The sequence below is a fragment of the Pseudomonas lini genome (genome assembly GCF_964063345.1).
Classification (GTDB): domain Bacteria; phylum Pseudomonadota; class Gammaproteobacteria; order Pseudomonadales; family Pseudomonadaceae; genus Aquipseudomonas; species Aquipseudomonas lini_B.
Window position 1 is genome coordinate 2,515,139 of sequence record NZ_OZ061318.1, and the last position, 20,285, is coordinate 2,535,423.

23 protein-coding genes are annotated in these 20,285 nt (G+C 56.7%); 9 read left to right on the forward strand and 14 right to left on the reverse strand.

Annotation, left to right across the window (positions count from 1 at the left end; translation table 11 throughout):
- Positions 1-84 precede the first annotated feature (84 nt).
- From AB3226_RS11355 to AB3226_RS11390, 8 genes are all read left to right on the forward strand, one after another.
- A complete protein-coding gene (locus tag AB3226_RS11355) occupies positions 85-648 on the forward strand; it encodes a rhomboid family intramembrane serine protease (protein ID WP_367373144.1) in 564 nt (187 codons plus the stop codon).
- Positions 649-720: 72 nt separating this feature from the next.
- Entirely contained in the window at positions 721-1,755 is a 1,035-nt protein-coding gene (locus AB3226_RS11360; RefSeq protein WP_367373145.1) for an ion channel, read from the forward strand.
- Entirely contained in the window at positions 1,742-2,416 is a 675-nt protein-coding gene (locus AB3226_RS11365) for a DUF2491 family protein (RefSeq protein ID WP_367373146.1), read from the forward strand. Before AB3226_RS11360 ends, AB3226_RS11365 begins: the two co-directional genes overlap by 14 nt.
- A 14-nt stretch (positions 2,417-2,430) precedes the next feature.
- Positions 2,431-2,859, forward strand: a complete 429-nt coding sequence (locus AB3226_RS11370) for a DUF350 domain-containing protein (RefSeq protein WP_367373147.1) — start codon at positions 2,431-2,433, stop codon at positions 2,857-2,859.
- Between the two features lie 19 nt (positions 2,860-2,878).
- Positions 2,879-3,604, forward strand: a complete 726-nt coding sequence (locus AB3226_RS11375; protein WP_367373148.1) for a DUF1190 domain-containing protein — start codon at positions 2,879-2,881, stop codon at positions 3,602-3,604.
- A 12-nt stretch (positions 3,605-3,616) separates the two neighbouring features.
- On the forward strand, positions 3,617-4,774 hold the full coding sequence (locus tag AB3226_RS11380) for a glutathionylspermidine synthase family protein (RefSeq protein ID WP_367373149.1): 1,158 nt from the start codon (positions 3,617-3,619) through the stop codon (positions 4,772-4,774).
- A 107-nt stretch (positions 4,775-4,881) separates the two neighbouring features.
- Positions 4,882-7,086 carry an OsmC domain/YcaO domain-containing protein gene (locus AB3226_RS11385; RefSeq protein ID WP_367373150.1) on the forward strand — a complete coding sequence of 735 codons (2,205 nt, stop codon included), beginning with the start codon at positions 4,882-4,884 and terminating at the stop codon, positions 7,084-7,086.
- Positions 7,087-7,109: 23 nt separating this feature from the next.
- Positions 7,110-7,268 carry a hypothetical protein gene (locus AB3226_RS11390; protein WP_367373151.1) on the forward strand — a complete coding sequence of 53 codons (159 nt, stop codon included), beginning with the start codon at positions 7,110-7,112 and terminating at the stop codon, positions 7,266-7,268.
- Between the two features lie 8 nt (positions 7,269-7,276).
- Here AB3226_RS11390 and AB3226_RS11395 read toward each other — a convergent pair whose 3' ends face one another.
- Together AB3226_RS11395 and AB3226_RS11400 are read right to left on the reverse strand one after the other, a co-directional pair.
- Positions 7,277-7,801 carry a single-stranded DNA-binding protein gene (locus tag AB3226_RS11395; RefSeq protein ID WP_007896798.1) on the reverse strand — a complete coding sequence of 175 codons (525 nt, stop codon included), beginning with the start codon at positions 7,799-7,801 and terminating at the stop codon, positions 7,277-7,279.
- A 9-nt stretch (positions 7,802-7,810) separates the two neighbouring features.
- Positions 7,811-9,208, reverse strand: a complete 1,398-nt coding sequence (locus tag AB3226_RS11400) for an MFS transporter (protein ID WP_367373152.1) — start codon at positions 9,206-9,208, stop codon at positions 7,811-7,813.
- 180 nt (positions 9,209-9,388) lie between these two features.
- Between AB3226_RS11400 and uvrA the strand changes: the two genes are divergently transcribed.
- On the forward strand, positions 9,389-12,223 hold the full coding sequence (gene uvrA / locus AB3226_RS11405; RefSeq protein ID WP_367373153.1) for an excinuclease ABC subunit UvrA: 2,835 nt from the start codon (positions 9,389-9,391) through the stop codon (positions 12,221-12,223).
- 156 nt (positions 12,224-12,379) lie between these two features.
- Here uvrA and bfr read toward each other — a convergent pair whose 3' ends face one another.
- The 12 genes from bfr to rpsE all read right to left on the reverse strand — a co-directional run bounded on the left by bfr (position 12,380) and on the right by rpsE (position 20,282).
- Positions 12,380-12,844: a bacterioferritin gene (gene bfr / locus AB3226_RS11410; protein WP_123359019.1), complete on the reverse strand. Its 465-nt coding sequence runs from the start codon at positions 12,842-12,844 to the stop codon at positions 12,380-12,382.
- A 163-nt stretch (positions 12,845-13,007) separates the two neighbouring features.
- The gene (locus AB3226_RS11415; protein WP_367373154.1) at positions 13,008-14,447 is read right to left on the reverse strand and encodes a catalase; all 1,440 of its coding nucleotides are present in this window, start codon (positions 14,445-14,447) and stop codon (positions 13,008-13,010) included.
- Between the two features lie 242 nt (positions 14,448-14,689).
- Positions 14,690-15,076 carry a 50S ribosomal protein L17 gene (rplQ, locus tag AB3226_RS11420; protein ID WP_007896790.1) on the reverse strand — a complete coding sequence of 129 codons (387 nt, stop codon included), beginning with the start codon at positions 15,074-15,076 and terminating at the stop codon, positions 14,690-14,692.
- 42 nt (positions 15,077-15,118) lie between these two features.
- Positions 15,119-16,120, reverse strand: coding sequence for a DNA-directed RNA polymerase subunit alpha (gene rpoA / locus AB3226_RS11425; RefSeq protein WP_003186012.1), 1,002 nt, complete (start codon positions 16,118-16,120; stop codon positions 15,119-15,121).
- A 22-nt stretch (positions 16,121-16,142) separates the two neighbouring features.
- Positions 16,143-16,763: a 30S ribosomal protein S4 gene (gene rpsD / locus AB3226_RS11430; RefSeq protein ID WP_003176404.1), complete on the reverse strand. Its 621-nt coding sequence runs from the start codon at positions 16,761-16,763 to the stop codon at positions 16,143-16,145.
- 18 nt (positions 16,764-16,781) lie between these two features.
- Positions 16,782-17,171, reverse strand: a complete 390-nt coding sequence (rpsK, locus tag AB3226_RS11435) for a 30S ribosomal protein S11 (RefSeq protein ID WP_002555466.1) — start codon at positions 17,169-17,171, stop codon at positions 16,782-16,784.
- Positions 17,172-17,201: 30 nt separating this feature from the next.
- Positions 17,202-17,558, reverse strand: a complete 357-nt coding sequence (gene rpsM / locus AB3226_RS11440) for a 30S ribosomal protein S13 (RefSeq protein WP_003186020.1) — start codon at positions 17,556-17,558, stop codon at positions 17,202-17,204.
- A 130-nt stretch (positions 17,559-17,688) separates the two neighbouring features.
- Positions 17,689-17,805, reverse strand: a complete 117-nt coding sequence (rpmJ, locus tag AB3226_RS11445; RefSeq protein ID WP_002555468.1) for a 50S ribosomal protein L36 — start codon at positions 17,803-17,805, stop codon at positions 17,689-17,691.
- A 27-nt stretch (positions 17,806-17,832) separates the two neighbouring features.
- The gene (gene secY / locus AB3226_RS11450; RefSeq protein ID WP_008073883.1) at positions 17,833-19,161 is read right to left on the reverse strand and encodes a preprotein translocase subunit SecY; all 1,329 of its coding nucleotides are present in this window, start codon (positions 19,159-19,161) and stop codon (positions 17,833-17,835) included.
- Positions 19,162-19,599 (reverse strand): 50S ribosomal protein L15, encoded by a 438-nt coding sequence (rplO, locus tag AB3226_RS11455; RefSeq protein ID WP_007896782.1) that lies wholly within the window; start codon positions 19,597-19,599, stop codon positions 19,162-19,164.
- Positions 19,600-19,602: 3 nt separating this feature from the next.
- Positions 19,603-19,779 carry a 50S ribosomal protein L30 gene (gene rpmD, locus AB3226_RS11460; RefSeq protein WP_003186033.1) on the reverse strand — a complete coding sequence of 59 codons (177 nt, stop codon included), beginning with the start codon at positions 19,777-19,779 and terminating at the stop codon, positions 19,603-19,605.
- Positions 19,780-19,781: 2 nt separating this feature from the next.
- On the reverse strand, positions 19,782-20,282 hold the full coding sequence (gene rpsE, locus AB3226_RS11465) for a 30S ribosomal protein S5 (protein ID WP_003186035.1): 501 nt from the start codon (positions 20,280-20,282) through the stop codon (positions 19,782-19,784).
- Between the last annotated feature and the right edge of the window lie 3 nt (positions 20,283-20,285).

Genomic DNA, 20,285 nt, shown 5'->3' on the forward strand with positions numbered 1-20,285 from the left:
CACAATGTTACTCAGCGCTCGTTCTATCTCTTAACTGACAGGCAGTAATTCAATGTCCTTCTTTTTGCCGAGTCGAGGTCACGGATGGATGCCCTGAAGGGTTTCAAGACAATCGCAGGCGTGGCCCTCTTCATGGTCGCGCTGCAACTGCTCAATGTTGCGACCGGCTACAGCCTTGTTGCCTTCGGCCTGGTGCCGAGAACATTGCACGGACTGGTCGGCATCATCACCTCGCCTTTCTTGCACGGGTCCTTTGCGCACCTGAGCACCAACCTGATTGCCTTTTTGATTCTCGGTACCCTGGTCATCGTCGAAGGGCTCAGCCGGTTCATGGCCGTCAGCGCCATCATTATTCTGTTGGGCGGCTCGCTGGTCTGGCTGTTCGGTTTTGCAGGCGTTCACATCGGTGCCAGCGGATGGGTATTCGGACTGTGGGCGTACCTCCTGTCGCGCGCCTGGTTCCAGAGGAGCTGGAGCAACCTGATAACGGCCAGTGTCGTGGTCCTGCTCTATGGCGGCCTGATTTTTGGCTTCTTTCCTCGCCAAGGCATGTCCTTCGAAGGGCACATCTTTGGTGCGATCGCCGGATTTATTGCAGCCAAGGTACTGTTATCTACGCCGCGCAGCAGGTTTAATGCCGCCCGGTAACCGCATTTGAGCACTCAGACGCCAGAGCGATTACGTCGCCAGGAATGAGCCCCCCATGGAGTCAGGGATGTAATGTCGATTTTCCTTTTATTGCGCACGTACGCCGCGTCCTTCTTCCATCGGTTCGGCTGGGCAGGCCTGGCCATTGCGCTGGGCATACACCTGAGCACGGCCTATATCGGCCTGGTGCTTCTGGGCGAACAACACCTCACCGCCCCCGCCACGTTTACCTACTTCTATCTCACCACTACGCTCACCGTCGGCTATGGCGATCTCGCGCCACAGACATCGGCGGGACGAATTTTCGTGGCTACCTGGGTCATGCTCGGGGGCATTGCGCTGCTGACGGCAGCCATCGGCAAAACCACCAGCAGCGTCATCGATGCATGGAGAAAAGGCATGAAGGGCAAAGGCGATTTCACCGGCAAGGTCGGCCACACGGTTCTCATCGGCTGGGAAGGCGCGTCCAGCGAGCGGGTCATTGAATTATTGCTGCAGGACGAAACCTCCAATGACAACCTGATCGTCATTTGCGATTGCGACCTCGAAGAAAACCCCATGCCGGGCAAAGCGGACTTTATCAAAGGCGAAAGCCTGTCCTCTGCCGCGCTTTTGCTGCGGGCCGGCGTTCCCGGTGCCGAACGCGTCCTGGTGCGAACCCAATCAGACGACCTGACCCTGGCCACCGTGCTAGCGGTCAATCAACTGAGCCCTGTCGGGCATGTGGTTGCCCACTTCAATGAAAGTGAAATCGCCGCGCTCGCCAGCGCCTACGCGCCCAGCCTGGAATGCACCTCGAGCATGGCCATCGAGATGTTGGTGCGTGCCTCTCAGGATCCGGGCTCATCAGTGGTCATCAATGAATTGCTGTGCGTGGGTCAAGGCGCTACCCAATACCTGATGAGACTGCCCGAGACCTTTGAAGCAACGTTCGGCGATCTGTACACACAGATGAAAGAGCGCCACAACGCTACCCTTATCGGCTACCGCGCCAAAGGCGCCCGACAGCCTTCGATCAACCCGCCCGGCGCCACTCGCGTTGAGGGCGGCGAACTCTTCTATATCGCCTCCACTCGCCTCAAGGAAATCACCAATGGGATGGTTTAAACAGTTGATGGGGCTTGAGGCCCCGAAAGCGAATACAGAATCGAAATGGACAGCCAACCAAACCCTGCCCGCCATCGGTCCGCTGGGCCTGGCATTGGGCAAAGAGGTGATGTTCGACACCACCCTGAAATTGTTGCTCGATGGCAACACCAACGTGGTCATCCCGGGCTCCCAACAGATCTGGAGCGCTGGCACTGTTGATCTCGGGCAGTCGAACTGGCTGTCACGCTATTACATGAACGATGAAGACTACTGGCTGCAAGTGCACACCACCGGCGACATCGCCGGACAGGTTGAGTCGGTGATCCTGTTCAATTACCTCAGTTACGTCACCATCAACAGTGAAGCGGAGCTGCGTCGTCTGGCCGGACCTCAAAGCCTGATCGGCTTGCCGAGCTACACCCACAACGGTGTCGAATACATCCGCGAATGGGGCACCGAGAACGGCCAGACAGAACTGGTGGCGCTGAGCGAACACCTGAAAAACCCGGATGAGTCCTACCGCATCGAGCACCGTTCGATGCTGTACGCCCGCGAAACCGGCCTGACCGATCGCCGGGAATTCCTGCTGTTTTCCGTCGAAGAAGACGCCGAAGGCACCATCAGCCTGAGCACTTCGCTGGGTATTTCGCTGTACACCACCGACCTGAACACTTTTTAAAAAGGAAGAAGTCCATGCTTGAAGCGCTCTCCATCTCCCTGAATAAAGCCGCCGTGCTCGGGTTTGTTTCGTACATCCTCGGCGCCGCCGTGCTGTTCGCGCTGTTTCAGTTCATCTACACCCGAATCACCCCGCACAGAGAGTTCGAACTGATCCGTTCGGGCAACGTTTCGGCCGCGATCGCGCTGAGTGGCGCCATCATCGGTTTCGCCATTCCGGCCAGCAATGTGATTGCCTACTCGATCAGCATTCTGGATTTCGTCGTCTGGGCAGTGATCGCCGCGTTCGTACAACTGCTGGCGTTCCTGGTGACCAGCCTGGTGCTCAAAGGCGCCTCTGAACGCATTAAAAAGGGCGAAATCGCTGCGGGTATCTATGTCGCGGCAGTGGCCATCAGCGTCGGCATGTTGAACGCCGCGTGCATGACCCCTTCCCAGAACTGATTGCGCCACGGAGATCCCGATGAAACGAAGCAAGTACGTTCAGCTCTCCCTGGCCGCGTCGGTCGCCATGGCGATCTCAGGCTGCGGGCCAACGGAAAAGACCTACGAGATACACAAAAAATACAACTTCCAGTCCGTTCAGCAGTGCGCGGATGAAAAGCTCCCGGTCGATATCTGTTCTGACGCCTACATGAAGGCCATGGCCGAGCATCGCCGCATTGCGCCGGTGTACGACAACCAGGCTGATTGTGACGCCGACTTTGTTGCCGACTGGTGCCAGCAGGACTCCGCTGGCAAGTTCATCCCCAAGCTCGGCGGTTTCGAACTGAACGCCGATGGCGAGGTGACACAAGCCGAAGTGGACGCGGCCAAGGCCAAACTGCCCGCGTCGGAAGCGAGCGCCGCAGGGTCGGGCTTCTCTGGCAGCAGCCTGCTGACCGGCCTGCTGATCGGCAATATGCTCAGTAACAACCGCAACAGTTACTACTCCGAACCGGTCTACCGCTATCGCGATGATCGCGGCAGCTACTCGTCCTCGACACTCAGCCAGCGGGTCTCGTCAGGTTCGACCTTCAACAGGTCCAATCAGGTGCGGTACGGCACCAGCAGCTATAGCGACACCATCACCCGCAGCAAGGCGGCGTCTGTTGCCTCGGCCACCTCTCGCGGCGGCTTCGGCAGCCAGGCCAGCGCACGCAGTGGTTGGGGTGGATCAAGCAAGAGCTTTGGCGGTTCGAGCAGCTAAGGAAACAGGGCCATGAAGAAAATCCTTTGCGCCGAGCGTCATGACTGGAAACAGACCGCCGAAAGTCTCGGCTTTCTGTTCCATACCATCGACGACGAACCCTATTGGGACGAGAGCGCGTATTACCAGTTCACGCTCAAACAGATCGAGAACGATCTCGAAGACCCGACCACCGAGATTCATGAGATGTGCATGGACCTGGTGGCCCGCGTGGTTCAGAGCGAGGAGTTGCTGGAGCGCCTGAGCATTCCCGCGCCCTTCTTCGACATGGTTCGCACTTCATGGCTCGAAGGCCATCCGCACCTGTATGGACGCATGGATTTCTCCTACAACGGCAGCGGGCCGGCCAAGTTGCTGGAACTCAACTACGACACGCCGACCAGTCTGTATGAGGCCGCGGCGTTTCAGTGGGGCTGGCTGGAGCAATGCATTGAACGCGGCTTGCTACCCAGGCACGTCGATCAGTTCAACAGTATCGACACCAAGCTGCATCAGGCCTTTGCCCAGCTACAGCTCAAACAGCCCTTCTACTTCGCTTCGATGAAAGACTCGGTCGAAGACAAAGGCACCACCGACTATCTGCGCCTGATCGCGGAGAAGGTCGGCATCGAATCGCGACACATCGATATCGAGGACATCGGCCTCACCAACGAGGGACGTTTCGTCGATTTAGAAGATCGCTGGATTCCTCACCTGTTCAAGCTGCATGCCTGGGAATTTATCTTCCACGAGCCCTTCGGTGCAGCGATTGCTCAGAGCGACACACAGTTTTTCGAGCCGGCCTGGAAATCGATCATTTCCAACAAGGGCATACTGCCGCTGCTGTGGGAGTTCAACAAAGGTCACCCGAACCTGCTCGCGGCGCACCTGGATGTCGACCCAAGCAAAGCAGTGCCCAAAGGCTGGGTCCGCAAACCGTTCTTCTCCCGGGAAGGCGCCAACATCGAGTTGCAAACCGCTGACGGCCTGATCGTGAAAGAGGACGGGCCCTACACCGACGCGCCGTTTATCCTTCAGGAGTTCGCCCCACTGCCGAAGTTTGGCGACAGCTTTACGCTGGTTGGCTCTTGGGTCATCGGCGATCAGGCGGCCGGTATTGGCGTGCGAGAAGACAACAGTTTGATCACCAAGGATTCGAGCCGTTTCTTGCCGCACCTGATACTCGACTGACCCATCCATCGCCGGTGTGGACATAAGTACGATGCCCGCAAGACTTACGGCGGAAATACCGGATAATGGCGGCCAAATCGTCTAGCCCGTTATTCTGGTAATCCCCCATGGAAATCAAGGTCAACTTTCTCGATAACCTTCGACTTGAAGCCAAGTTCGATGACTTCACGGTGGTGGCCGACCAACCTATCCGCTATAAGGGCGATGGCTCGGCACCTGGTCCATTCGACTATTTCCTGGCTTCGTCGGCGTTGTGTGCGGCTTATTTCGTGAAGTTGTACTGCGACACTCGCAGTATTCCCACGGATAACATCCGCCTGTCGCAGAACAACATTGTTGATCCGGAAAACCGCTACAACCAGATTTTCAAGATCCAGGTCGAGTTGCCGGCGGACATCTCCGACAAGGACCGCCAGGGCATCCTGCGTTCCATCGACCGTTGCACCGTGAAAAAAGTGGTGCAAGCCGGGCCTGAGTTTGTGATCGAAGAGGTGGAAAACCTCGACGCCGATGCCCAGGCGTTATTGATGCCTGCTTCGAATTCCGGGACGGGCACCTATATCGCGGGCAAGGATCTGCCGCTGGAGCAAACCATCGCCAACATGTCGGCCATTCTGGCGGACCTGGGCATGAAGATTGAAATCGCCTCGTGGCGCAATATCGTGCCCAATGTATGGTCGCTGCATATCCGCGATGCGCACTCGCCGATGTGCTTTACCAACGGCAAGGGCGCGACCAAAGAAGGCGCGTTGGCCTCGGCACTGGGCGAGTTTATCGAGCGACTCAATTGCAACTTCTTCTACAACGACCAGTTCTGGGGCGAAGACATCGCCAATGCGCCGTTCGTACATTACCCGAACGAACGCTGGTTCAAGCCTGGTCGCAAGGATGCGCTGCCGACTGAAATTCTCGACGAATACTGCCTGAAGATTTACAACCGTGACGGCGAGCTGCGCGGCTCCCATCTGATCGACACCAACTCCGGCAATGAAGAGCGCGGTATCTGCTCGCTGCCCTACGTGCGCCAGTCGGACGGTGAGGTGGTGTATTTCCCGTCCAACCTGGTCGAAAACCTGTTCCTCAGCAACGGCATGAGCGCCGGTAACACGCTGGTCGAAGCCCAGGTGCAGTGCCTGTCGGAGATCTTCGAACGCGCGGTAAAACGCGAAATCATCGAAGGTGAATTTGCACTGCCGGATGTGCCGGCCGAAGTGCTGGCGAAGTACCCCGGGATACTGGCCGGGATCCAGGCGCTGGAAGAGCAAGGGTTCCCCGTGTTGGTAAAGGATGCGTCCCTGGGTGGTGAATTCCCGGTGATGTGCGTCACGTTGATGAACCCGCGTACCGGCGGCGTGTTCGCCTCGTTCGGCGCGCATCCGAGCCTGGAAGTGGCGCTGGAACGCAGCCTGACCGAATTGCTGCAGGGCCGCAGCTTCGAAGGCCTCAACGATCTGCCACAGCCGACGTTTGAAGGCCATGCAGTGACCGAGCCGAATAACTTCGTCGAGCACTTCATCGACTCCAGCGGCGTGGTGTCATGGCGCTTCTTCAGTGCCAAGTCGGATTACGAATTCGTGGAATGGGACTTCTCCGGCCAGGGTGAAAACTCGAATGCCGAGGAAGCCGCGACCTTGTTCGGCATTCTCAAAGGCATGGGCAAGGAAGTGTACATGGCGGTCTACGAGCATATCGGCGCGAAGGCGTGCCGCATTCTGGTGCCGGACTATTCGGAAATTTATCCGGCAGACGATCTGATCTGGGATAACACCAATAAAGCGCTGTTTTTCCGCGCCGATATCCTCAACCTGCATCGCCTGGACGAAGACGAACTGCAAGCGCTGGTTGAGCGCCTGGTGGAAAGCGAGCTGGACGACTACACCGACATCACCTCCTTGATCGGCATCGAATTTGACGACAATACGGCTTGGGGTCAGCTGACGATCCTGGAATTGAAGCTGCTGATTTATCTCGCCTTGCAGCAATTTGAAGAGGCGAAAGAGGCGGTGGAAATGTTCCTGCAGTACAACGACAACACGGTTGAGCGTGGCTTGTTCTACCAGGCCGTCAATGTGGTGCTGGAGATGAAGCTGGACGAAGACCTGGAACTGGAAGACTACGAGGCCAATTTCCGCCGGATGTTTGGCAACGAACGGATGGATGCAGCGATCGGATCGGTAGACGGCAGCGTCCGTTTCCATGGCTTGACGCCGACCAGCATGAAGCTGGAGGGGCTCGACAGGCACCTGCGGTTGATCGATAGCTACAAGAAACTGCACTCGGCACGGGCCAATGTAACCACTTTATCCCGTTGACTGTATTTCTGTAGGAGCCAAGCTTGCTGGCGAAGAACGGTCACGCGGTTAATCAGACCAACCGCGTCATCGTTTTTCGTCAGCAAGCTTGGCTCCTACAAAATGAGGCGCAAAAGAAAACCCCCGACCAGTCAAGAAGACCGATCGGAGGTTTCGAGGCTAAACCTTACAAGAAAGTCTAAGGTAACTCTCAGAACGGGATATCGTCATCAAAGCTGTCGAAATCCGGAGCCGGCTGAGGAGCGGCCTGCTGCTGTGGAGCCGGACGCGACTGTTGCGGTGCCGACTGCTGTGGACGCGGCGCCTGTTGGCGTGGAGCCGGGGCGGACTGCTGGTAGTTATTGCCCCCGCCTTGTTGGTCGCCCTGTTGCGGACGGCCGCCCAGCAGTTGCATGGTGCCTTGCATGTCGACCACGATTTCCGTGGTGTAACGCTTGATACCGTCTTTTTCCCACTCGCGGGTCTGCAGCTTGCCTTCGATGTACACCTGCGAACCTTTGCGCAGGTATTCGCCGGCAATTTCGGCAACCTTGCCGAACATCGACACACGGTGCCATTCGGTCTTCTCGACCTTCTGACCGGTTTGCTTGTCAGTCCACTGTTCGCTGGTCGCCAGACTCAGGTTGGTCACGGCGTTACCGTTAGGCAAGTAGCGAACTTCGGGATCCTGGCCGCAAGTGCCGACCAATATGACTTTGTTAACCCCACGGGCCATAACGTTCTCCTAGGCTACGCACGCTGCCCCGGCCGGGTTGTTCACCAGGCGCTCAAGGGTGGTGCGATCCAATAGTTCTGTGTCCAATTTGATGTAAATCGCCGCTTCATCTTCGACGATCACTGCATCTGTTACCCCTACGACGGCCTTCAGGCGCTCGACCAGACCCGCTTCGCGGATCGCCTCGGGCGACAACGGCAAGCGCAGGCTCGTGACGTAAGGTGGTTCGCGCATGGTAACAGCAAAGGCCAGCCAGAGGGCAGCCAGGCCGGCGCATCCGAGGAATACAACCGACAAACCGCCGTGCTGGAACATCCAGCCGCCGAGGATCCCGCCCAGCGCCGAACCGAGGAACTGGCTGGTGGAATAAACCCCCATTGCCGTGCCCTTGCCGCCCGCCGGTGAAACCTTGCTGATCAGCGATGGCAAGGAGGCTTCCAGCAGATTGAACGCGGTGAAGAACACCACCGTACCAATCACCAGAGCCCGCAAGCTATCGCCGAACTGCCAGAAGAATAGCTCAGTGAGCATCAGCGTCACGACGGCACCGAGCAAAACTCGTTTCATTTTGCGTCGCTTCTCGCCGTAGATGATGAACGGGATCATGGCGAAGAAGGAGATCAGCAGCGCGGTCAGATACACCCACCAGTGCTGCTCCTTGGGCAGCCCAGCCTTTTCGACCAAGGCCAGGGGCAATGCAACGAAGCTCGACATCAACATCGCGTGCAACACAAAAATGCCCAAGTCCAGACGCAGCAGGTCCGGATGTTTGAGTGTCGGTATCAGCGCCTGGCGCGCAACGCCAGACTCGCGGTGCTGCAACGGCCCCGTTGCGCGCGGCACCATGAACATCACAATGACGATGCCGACCAGCGCCATGCCACCGGTGGCGAAGAACAACCCGGACAGGCCAAAGACACGGGTCAGCAACGGTCCTACAACCATGGCGACAGCGAACGACAGACCAATCGTCATGCCGATCATGGCCATGGCTTTGGTCCGATGCTGTTCCCGGGTCAGGTCTGACAGCAACGCCATGACCGCCGCGGAAATCGCCCCGGCGCCTTGTAGGATGCGTCCGGCGATGACGCCCCAGATCGAATCGGCATTGGCCGCCAGCACACTCCCCAGGGCGAAGATGATCAGCCCCAGGTAAATCACCGGACGACGACCGATGCGGTCGGAAATGAAGCCAAAAGGAATCTGAAAGATCGCCTGGGTCAGGCCGTAAGCGCCAATCGCCAACCCGATGAGGGCCGGGGTCGCTCCTGCCAGGTCCATCCCATAGGTCGCCAGAACCGGCAACACCATGAACATGCCAAGCATACGGAAGGCGAACACCAGGGCCAGACCGCTTGCTGCGCGGGTCTCACTGCCACTCATGCGTTCGCTGTGGGGATCGTGCATGGAAAAACCTCATGTGAACCGGCGGCGATTCTACCAGTCCCATCGATTGACGGGGTACATCGCGACGCTTTGACGCGCAGCTTTCATGTATGACTGCAATGCCCTCATTCGATAGTGTGCATCCATCCAGTATTTGGCCGTATACTCCTACGTTTTCGACGCCCGCCGAGCGAGGCCACTTTGGACAAGATCCTGATTCGTGGGGCCCGAACCCACAACCTGAAGAACATCGACCTGACCCTGCCACGGGACAAACTGATCGTTATCACCGGCCTGTCCGGATCCGGCAAGTCGTCCCTGGCCTTCGACACGTTGTACGCCGAGGGCCAGCGCCGCTATGTCGAATCGCTGTCAGCCTACGCCCGGCAGTTCCTGTCGATGATGGAAAAACCCGACGTCGACACCATTGAAGGTCTGTCGCCAGCGATCTCCATCGAACAGAAGTCGACCTCGCACAACCCGCGCTCGACGGTCGGCACCATCACCGAAATCTACGACTACCTGCGCCTGCTCTACGCTCGCGTCGGTATTCCGCGCTGCCCGGACCACGACATTCCGCTGGAAGCCCAGACCGTCAGCCAGATGGTCGACCTGGTGCTGGCACAACCGGAGGGCAGCAAATTAATGCTGCTGGCCCCGGTGATCCGCGAGCGCAAAGGCGAGCACCTCTCGGTCTTCGAAGAATTGCGCGCTCAGGGTTTTGTGCGGGCCCGGGTCAACGGCCGGCTCTGCGAGCTGGACGAGTTGCCGAAGCTGGATAAACAGAAAAAGCACTCGATCGATGTCGTGGTCGACCGCTTCAAGGTCCGCGCCGATCTGCAACAGCGTTTGGCTGAGTCGTTCGAGACTGCGTTGAAACTGGCGGACGGCATTGCACTGGTAGCACCGATGGATGACGAGCCCGGCGAAGAAATCATCTTCTCCGCGCGCTTCGCCTGCCCGATCTGTGGCCACGCCATCAGCGAGCTGGAACCCAAGCTGTTCTCCTTCAACAACCCGGCCGGTGCTTGCCCGACCTGCGATGGCTTGGGTGTTAAGCAATTTTTCGACATCAAGCGATTGGTCAATGGCGAGCTGACGCTGGCCGAAGGCGCGATTCGCGGCTGGGACCGGCGCAACGTCTATTACTTCCAGATGCTCGGGTCGCTGGCCTCACACTACAAGTTCAGCCTTGAAGTACCGTTCAACGACCTGCCGGCCGATCAGCAGAAGTTCATCCTGCATGGCAGTGGCTCGCAGAACGTCGACTTCAAATACCTGAACGACCGTGGCGACATCGTCAAACGTTCGCACCCGTTCGAAGGCATCGTACCGAACCTGGAACGCCGCTACCGCGAAACCGAATCGGCTTCAGTCCGTGAAGAACTGGCCAAGTTCCTCAGCACCCAACCCTGCCCGGATTGCCGCGGCACCCGTCTGCGTCGCGAGGCGCGGCACGTTTGGGTTGGCGAGAAGACCTTGCCAGCGGTGACCAATCTGCCAATCGGCGACGCCTGTGAGTATTTCGGCGTACTGAAACTGACCGGCCGCCGTGGCGAGATTGCCGACAAGATTCTCAAGGAAATCCGCGAGCGCCTGCAGTTTCTGGTCAACGTCGGCCTGGACTATCTGTCACTGGATCGCAGTGCCGACACGCTGTCCGGCGGCGAAGCCCAGCGGATTCGCCTGGCCAGTCAAATTGGCGCCGGCCTGGTGGGGGTTCTGTACATTCTCGATGAGCCATCGATCGGTCTGCACCAGCGCGATAACGACCGGTTACTGGGCACCCTCAAACACCTGCGCGACATCGGCAACACGGTGATCGTGGTCGAGCACGACGAAGACGCGATTCGTCTGGCCGATTATGTGGTGGATATCGGCCCGGGCGCTGGTGTGCATGGTGGGCATATCGTCGCCGAAGGCACGCCGGCCGAGGTCATGGCTCACCCTGATTCGCTGACCGGCAAGTACTTGTCGGGCCGGGTAAAGATCGCAGTTCCAGCCAAACGCACGCCGCGTAACAAGAAGTTGTCGTTGGCCCTCAAAGGCGCTCGCGGTAACAATTTGCGCAACGTGGATCTGGAGATTCCGATTGGCCTGCTGACTTGTGTCACCGGCGTGTCCGGCTCGGGCAAATCGACGCTGATCAACAATACGTTGTTTCCTTTGAGCGCTACGGCACTCAATGGCGCAACGACCCTGGAAGCAGCAGCTCACGACAGCATCAAAGGCCTAGAACATCTGGACAAGGTCGTCGACATTGATCAGAGCCCGATCGGTCGCACGCCGCGCTCCAACCCGGCGACCTATACCGGGTTGTTCACGCCGATTCGCGAGTTGTTTGCCGGTGTGCCGGAATCGCGCTCCCGCGGTTACGGGCCGGGGCGTTTCTCCTTCAACGTGAAGGGCGGACGCTGCGAAGCTTGTCAGGGTGATGGCCTGATCAAGGTGGAAATGCACTTCCTGCCAGATATCTATGTCCCGTGCGACGTCTGCAAGAGCAAGCGTTACAACCGCGAAACGCTGGAGATCAAGTACAAGGGCAAGAGCATCCACGAAACCCTCGAGATGACCATCGAGGAAGCCCGGGTGTTCTTCGACGCCGTCCCAGCCTTGGCGCGCAAACTTCAGACGCTGATGGACGTAGGCCTTTCGTACATCAAGCTGGGGCAATCGGCGACGACGCTGTCGGGCGGTGAAGCCCAGCGGGTGAAACTGTCCCGCGAGCTGTCCAAGCGCGATACCGGCAAGACGCTGTACATCCTCGATGAGCCGACCACCGGCCTGCACTTTGCGGATATCCAGCAACTGCTCGACGTGTTGCATCGCCTGCGCGACCACGGCAATACCGTGGTGGTGATCGAGCACAACCTGGATGTGATCAAGACAGCCGACTGGTTGGTGGACCTGGGGCCGGAAGGTGGGTCCAAAGGCGGACAGATCATTGCCGTCGGTACACCGGAGGAAGTGTCCGAGATGAAGCAGTCTCACACTGGCTTCTATCTCAAACCGTTGCTGGCTCGCGATAAGGCCTGAATCAGGCCCACGAAAAAGCCCCTGTCACTTCATCAGTGACAGGGGCTTTTTTGTGCGTTTCTGTAGGAGCGAGGCTTGCCCGCGAAGGCCTCACCTCGGTCTGGCTGATGCACCGCGGCGATCCCTTCGCGGGCAAGCCTCGCTCCTACAACAGCATCAGAACTGCGATTGCAGATAGTTTTCCAGGCCAATCAGCTTGATCAGACCCAACTGCTTCTCGAGCCAGTAGGTGTGATCTTCTTCGGTATCGGCCAGCTGAATGCGCAGGATCTCGCGGCTGACGTAATCCTTGTGCAGCTCGCAAAGCTCGATGCCTTTGCACAGAGCCGCGCGAACTTTGTATTCCAGACGCAGGTCAGCAGCGAGCATGTCAGGCACAGTGGTGCCCACATCCAGATCGTCCGGACGCATACGTGGAGTGCCTTCGAGCATGAGGATCCGACGCATCAGAGCGTCAGCGTGCTGCGCCTCTTCTTCCATCTCGTGATTGATACGTTCGTAGAGCTCGGTGAAACCCCAGTCCTCGTACATCCGCGAATGGATGAAATATTGATCACGGGCTGCCAGTTCGCCTGTCAGCAACGTGTTGAGGTAATCGATTACGTCTGGGTGACCTTGCATCGCCCTACATCTCCCTGCTTGAAAGTCTGTAGTTTGAACCAACCTGACCGGAAGGTCACTCGCCCGACGCTATAAAAGCGAAGATATTCTTAGAAAAGTGGCTTAAATAACGCAAAAACCGCCCAAATGAGGGCGGTTCTGCTTATCGTTTAGACTACGTAATCTATTTGCTCAACAGCTTTGCGATTGCGTCTCCATACGCTGGATCGGCTTTGAAGAAATATTCCAGTACCCGGTCAAGGACATCATTCGAGACACCATCCATCGAACCGGCGATATTGTTGACCAGCAACGTTTTCTGTTCGTCGCTCATCAGTCGATACAAAGCACCGGCATAGCTGAAGTAATCCCCATCTGTGCGGTGGTCGTAACGATCGGCCGCACCACTCAATGACAATGCCGGCTCCGCATAGCTCGCGTCCTGCTTGGGCGCCCCCGCATAGCTGTTAGGCTCGTAATTGGGCGCGCCAGCACCGTAATTGCCATACGCCATGGCACCATCGCGTTGATAGGTATTCACCGGGCTGCGCGGTGCGTTCACCGGCAGTTGCTGGTGGTTGGTCCCTACGCGGTACCGATGCGCATCAGCGTAAGCGAAGATCCGACCTTGCAGCATGCGATCCGGCGAGAAGCCAACGCCACGCACGATATTGCTCGGAGCGAGGGCTGCTTGTTCCACCTCGGCATGGTAATTCTTCGGATTGCGGTTCAACTCCAGCACACCGACCCTGATCAGAGGAAAGTCCTGTTGAGACCAGGTCTTGGTGACATCAAACGGGTTATCAGCGTGGCTTGCTGCCTGAGCCTCGGTCATGATCTGCATGCATACGTCCCATTTCGGAAAATCCCCGCGCTCGATGGCATTGAACAGGTCGCGCTGGGCGTAATCAGGATCAGTACCCGCAAGTTGCGCTGCAACCGCTGGATCAAGATTTTTGATGCCTTGCTGGGTCTTGTAGTGCCATTTAACCCAGTGACGAACGCCTTGGGCGTTGATCAGGCTGAAGGTGTGGCTGCCGAATCCGTGCATGTGCCGGTAGCCATCCGGGATACCCCGATCGGACATCAAAATGGTGATCTGATGCAGCGCTTCAGGTGAGAGCGACCAAAAGTCCCAGACATTCTGCGAACTTTTCAAATTGGTGTGTGGGTCGCGCTTTTGCGTGTGAATGAAATCGGGAAACTTCAGCGGATCTCGAATGAAGAACACCGGCGTATTGTTGCCAACGACGTCCCAGTTACCTTCTTCGGTATAGAACCGCAGTGCGAAACCACGCGGATCTCGTGCGGTATCAGCCGAACCGCGCTCACCGCCCACAGTGGAAAAACGCAGGAAGGTCGGAGTCTGCTTGCCCACGGCCGAGAACAAGTCGGCCATGCTGTATTGAGTGATGTCATTGGTAACGGTGAAAGTACCGTAAGCACCCGAACCCTTGGCATGTACACGGCGCTCCGGGATGTTTTCACGATTAAAGTGGGCAAGCTTCTCGATCAGATGGAAATCATCGAGGAGCAATGGGCCTCTAGGCCCCGCAGAGCGGGAGTTCTGATTATCCGCCACAGGTGCGCCGCTGGCGGTGGTCAATGTCTTGTTCTGGCTCATTTTGATCTTCTTCCTCTATCAATTTTGATATGCCGGCTAATCGGCTTGAGGGGAAGTATTAATCTTCTATATGAAAGCTACCAATGCATTAATTTGTAGGCATCAATAGGAAATAACTAACAATATTTTCCCCCTGTCCATAATGCAGACTTGGACAGCATAGTAGCTTGTAGGCATGGCGCATTTTTTACAGGCACAAAAAACCGGGCACTAGGCCCGGTTCTTCGTTTCAGACTGACGTCTTACTCAGCGGATACAGCTTCACCGCCGACAGGACGATCAACCAACTCGACGTACGCCATAGGCGCGTTGTCGCCAGTGCGGAAACCGCACTTGAGGATGCGCAGGTAGCCACCCTCACGGGTAGCGTAACGCTTGCCCAGGTCGTTGAAGAGCTTACCAACGATAGCTTTCGAACGAGTACGGTCGAAAGCCAGACGGCGGTTAGCCAGGCTGTCTGTCTTGGCCAAAGTGATCAGCGGCTCAGCAACGCGGCGCAGTTCTTTGGCTTTTGGCAGTGTAGTTTTGATCAGCTCGTGCTCGAACAGCGACACCGCCATGTTTTGAAACATGGCCTTGCGGTGCGAGCTGGTGCGGCTCAGGTGACGACCACTTTTACGATGACGCATGGTTCATTCCTTACCAAACACAACGTTCGGTGATTACGACGATCAGGCAGTCGCCTTGTCGTCCTTCTTAAGACTCGCAGGCGGCCAGTTGTCGAGGCGCATGCCGAGGGACAGACCGCGGGAGGCCAGAACGTCCTTGATTTCAGTCAAGGATTTCTTGCCAAGGTTCGGAGTCTTCAACAGCTCTACTTCGGTACGCTGAATCAGGTCACCGATGTAGTAGATGTTTTCCGCCTTAAGGCAGTTAGCCGAACGTACAGTCAGTTCCAGATCGTCAACCGGGCGAAGCAGGATCGGATCGATCTCGTCTTCCTGCTCGACAACCACTGGCTCACTGTCACCTTTGAGGTCGACGAACGCAGCCAACTGCTGTTGCAGAATGGTTGCAGCACGGCGGATAGCCTCTTCAGGATCCAGGGTACCGTTGGTTTCCAGATCAATAACCAGCTTGTCCAGGTTAGTACGCTGTTCGACACGGGCGTTTTCCACCACGTATGCGATACGGCGAACCGGGCTGAACGAAGAGTCAAGCTGCAAGCGACCGATGCTGCGGCTTTCGTCTTCATCGCTCTGACGCGAGTCTGCCGGTTCATAACCACGACCACGAGCTACGGTGAGCTTCATGTTCAGGGCGCCGTTAGACGCCAGGTTAGCGATTACGTGATCGGGATTAACGATCTCGACATCATGATCCAGCTGAATATCGGCAGCGGTAACCACCCCCGAACCCTTCTTCGACAAGGTCAGCGTAACTTCGTCACGACCGTGCAGCTTGATAGCCAGACCTTTAAGGTTCAACAGGATTTCAATTACGTCTTCCTGTACGCCTTCGATGGCGCTGTACTCATGGAGTACACCGTCAATCTCGGCCTCGACTACTGCACAGCCGGGCATTGAGGACAACAGGATGCGGCGCAGCGCGTTGCCCAGGGTGTGGCCGAAACCACGCTCGAGAGGCTCGAGAGTGATCTTGGCGCGGGTTGGACTGACAACCTGCACATCAATATGGCGGGGTGTCAGGAACTCATTTACCGAAATCTGCATGGATGCACCTATTTTCTAGCCCTTACTTGGAGTAGAGCTCGACAATCAGGCTTTCGTTGATGTCGGCGGACAGATCACTGCGAGCAGGAACGTTCTTGAAAACGCCCGACTTCTTCTCAGTGTCTACTTCTACCCATTCTACGCGGCCACGTTGGGCACACAGATCGAGAGCTTGGACAATGCGAAGTTGGTTCTTTGCTTTCTCGCGAACTGCGACCACGTCACCAGCACGAACCTGGTAAGACGGAACGTTTACGGTCTGACCGTTAACGCTGATCGACTTGTGCGATACCAGCTGACGGGATTCGGCACGAGTAGAGCCAAAACCCATACGGTATACAACGTTGTCCAGACGGCATTCGAGCAGCTGCAACAGGTTTTCGCCAGTTGCGCCTTTCTTGCCAGCAGCTTCTTTGTAGTAGCCGCTGAATTGACGCTCGAGAACGCCGTAGATACGACGGACCTTCTGCTTTTCACGCAGTTGGGTGCCGTAATCGGACTGGCGACCGCGGCGTTGGCCGTGGATACCAGGTGCTGCTTCGATGTTGCACTTCGATTCGATCGCGCGCACGCCGCTCTTCAGAAAGAGATCGGTGCCTTCGCGACGAGCGAGTTTGCATTTTGGACCAATGTAACGAGCCATTCTTTACAATCTCCTGGATTACACGCGGCGCTTCTTCGGCGGACGGCACCCGTTGTGCGGGATTGGCGTCACGTCGGTGATGCTGGCGATCTTGTAGCCACAGCCGTTCAAAGCGCGGACTGCAGATTCACGACCTGGGCCTGGACCTTTGACGTTAACGTCGAGGTTTTTCAGGCCGTATTCCAGCGCAGCTTGACCAGCACGTTCAGCAGCTACTTGAGCAGCAAACGGGGTGGACTTGCGGGAACCGCGGAAACCCGAACCACCGGAGGTAGCCCAGGAAAGAGCGTTGCCTTGACGGTCGGTGATGGTCACGATTGTGTTGTTAAAAGATGCATGGATGTGGGCGATGCCATCAACCACTGTCTTTTTAACTTTTTTACGAGGACGAGCAGCAGGTTTAGCCATGATTAATTTCCTGTCGATTCGCTGGGGCGATTACTTGCGGATCGGCTTACGCGGACCTTTACGGGTACGCGCGTTAGTCTTGGTACGCTGACCGCGCACTGGAAGACCACGACGATGACGCAGACCGCGATAGCAACCGAGGTCCATCAAACGCTTGATTTTCATGTTGATTTCGCGACGCAGGTCACCTTCAGTGGTGAACTTCGCCACTTCGCCACGCAGCTGTTCAATCTGCTCGTCGCTCAGATCTTTGATCTTTGCGGCTGGGTTTACCCCAGTCACTGCACAAATTTTCTGTGCAGTAGTGCGACCAACACCATAGATGTAGGTCAGCGAGATAACAGTATGCTTGTTATCTGGAATGTTAACGCCTGCAATACGGGCCATTCAGTGGGACTCCAATTGACAGCTACCTACGCCCCGGAAGCCAAGAAATAGGGCGCGAGATAATATCGCTGTAATAACAAATAATCAACCCGGCAGCGCACTAGCTGCCGGGCTTGAAGCACAATCACACTCAGCCTTGGCGCTGTTTGTGACGCGGTTCCGCGCTGCAAATTACTCGAACAACACCTTCGCGGCGAATAATCTTGCAGTTACGGCACAGCTTTTTCACCGATGCACGAACTTTCATCACCAACTCCTCGAACCTTATGGGTACTCAGCGCAACATGCCGCTGCCGTAACCCTTCAGGTTGGCTTTCTTCATCAGGGATTCGTACTGGTGCGAAACGAGGTGCGATTGTACTTGAGACATGAAGTCCATCACAACCACGACCACGATCAGCAACGAGGTCCCGCCAAGGTAGAACGGAACGTTTGCTGCAACCACCAGGAACTGGGGCAACAGGCACACGGCCGTCATATATAGAGCACCGAACAGGGTCAAACGAGTCAGAACGCCATCAATGTAGCGCGCAGACTGTTCACCTGGACGGATACCCGGAATAAAGGCACCGGACTTCTTCAGGTTTTCCGCTACGTCTTTCGGATTGAACATCAACGCCGTATAGAAGAAGCAGAAGAAAATAATCCCTGCACTAAACAGCAGAATATTCAACGGCTGACCAGGAGCGATCGACTGCGAGATGTCCTGCAGCCAGCCCATACCTTCAGACTGACCAAACCAGGTACCCAACGAAGCCGGGAACAGCAAAATGCTGCTCGCGAAAATGGCTGGAATAACACCGGCCATGTTCACCTTCAACGGCAAGTGGCTAGTCTGCGCAGCAAAGACCTTACGGCCCTGCTGACGCTTGGCGTAATGAACAGCAATACGACGCTGACCACGCTCAATGAACACCACGAAACCGATAATCGCTACTGCCAGCAAACCGATGGCAACCAGGGCAAAAATGTTGATATCACCCTGACGCGCAGACTCGAAAGACTGCCCGATCGCTCTCGGAAGACCGGCGACGATACCTGCGAAAATCAACATCGAGATACCGTTGCCAACACCACGCTCAGTAATCTGCTCACCCAGCCACATCATGAACATCGCACCAGCCACAAAAGTGGATACCGCGACGAAATGGAAGCCAAAGTCACCAGTGAACGAAACGCCCTGCCCCGCCAGACCAATGGACATGCCAATTGCCTGAACGAGAGCGAGGACGACAGTGCCGTAGCGGGTGTACTGAGCGATCTTGCGACGCCCAGCTTCACCTTCCTTCTTCAACTGCTCCAGCTGCGGGCTGACGGCGGTCATCAGCTGCATGATGATCGATGCCGAAATGTACGGCATGATCCCCAGTGCAAAGATGCTCATCCGTTCCAGCGCGCCGCCGGAAAACATGTTGAACAAGCTAAGAATGGTCCCCTCATTCTGTCGAAACAGGTCCGCGAGTCGGTCCGGGTTGATACCTGGAACCGGGATGTGTGCGCCTATTCGGTAGACGATAATCGCCAAGAATAGAAAACGCAGACGAGCCCAGAGTTCAGACATACCGCCTTTGCCGAGCGCAGAGAGAGCACCTTGCTTAGCCATTTATTCCTCGAACTTGCCGCCAGCTGCTTCGATAGCCGCACGCGCACCTTTGGTGGCGCCGATTCCCTTTCCGATGGTAACAGCGCGAGTAACTTCGCCGGACAGCATGATTTTCACACGCTGTACGTTGACGTTGATCACGTTGGCATCTTTCAGGGACTGCACGGTGACGATGTCGCCTTCCACTTTAGCCAGCTCGGACAAACGCACTTCTGCGCGATCCATGGCTTTCAGGGAAACGAAACCGAACTTCGGCAGGCGACGATGCAGCGGCTGTTGACCGCCTTCAAAGCCTGGAGCAATGGTGCCACCGGAGCGGGAGGACTGACCTTTGTGGCCACGGCCACCGGTCTTGCCCAAACCACTACCGATACCACGGCCCGGACGATGCTTTTCGCGACGGGAACCCGGCGCTGGACTCAGATCATTGAGTTTCATCGATTAACCCTCGACACGCAGCATGTAGTAAGCCTTGTTGATCATCCCGCGATTCTCGGGAGTATCAAGTACTTCTACAGTGTGACCGATGCGACGCAGACCCAGACCCTTAACGCACAGTTTGTGGTTAGGGATGCGGCCGGTCATGCTTTTGATCAGCGTAACTTTAACGGTAGCCATGATCAGAAGATCTCCTTGACGCTTTTGCCACGCTTGGCGGCAATGGATTCAGGAGACTGCATAGCTTTCAAACCTTTGAAAGTGGCGTGAACCACGTTTACCGGGTTAGTCGAGCCGTAGCACTTGGCCAGAACGTTCTGAACGCCAGCAACTTCGAGGACAGCACGCATAGCGCCGCCAGCGATGATACCGGTACCTTCAGAAGCAGGCTGCATGTACACCTTCGAAGCGCCATGGGCGGACTTCATTGCGTACTGCAGAGTGGTGCCGTTCAGGTCAACTTGGATCATGTTGCGGCGAGCAGCTTCCATTGCCTTCTGGATCGCAGCAGGCACTTCACGCGACTTGCCACGGCCGAAGCCAACACGCCCTTTACCATCACCAACCACGGTCAACGCAGTGAAAGTGAAGATACGGCCGCCTTTAACGGTTTTGGCTACGCGGTTAACTTGAACCAGCTTCTCGATGTAGCCTTCGTCGCGCTTTTGGTCGTTATTTGACATAAC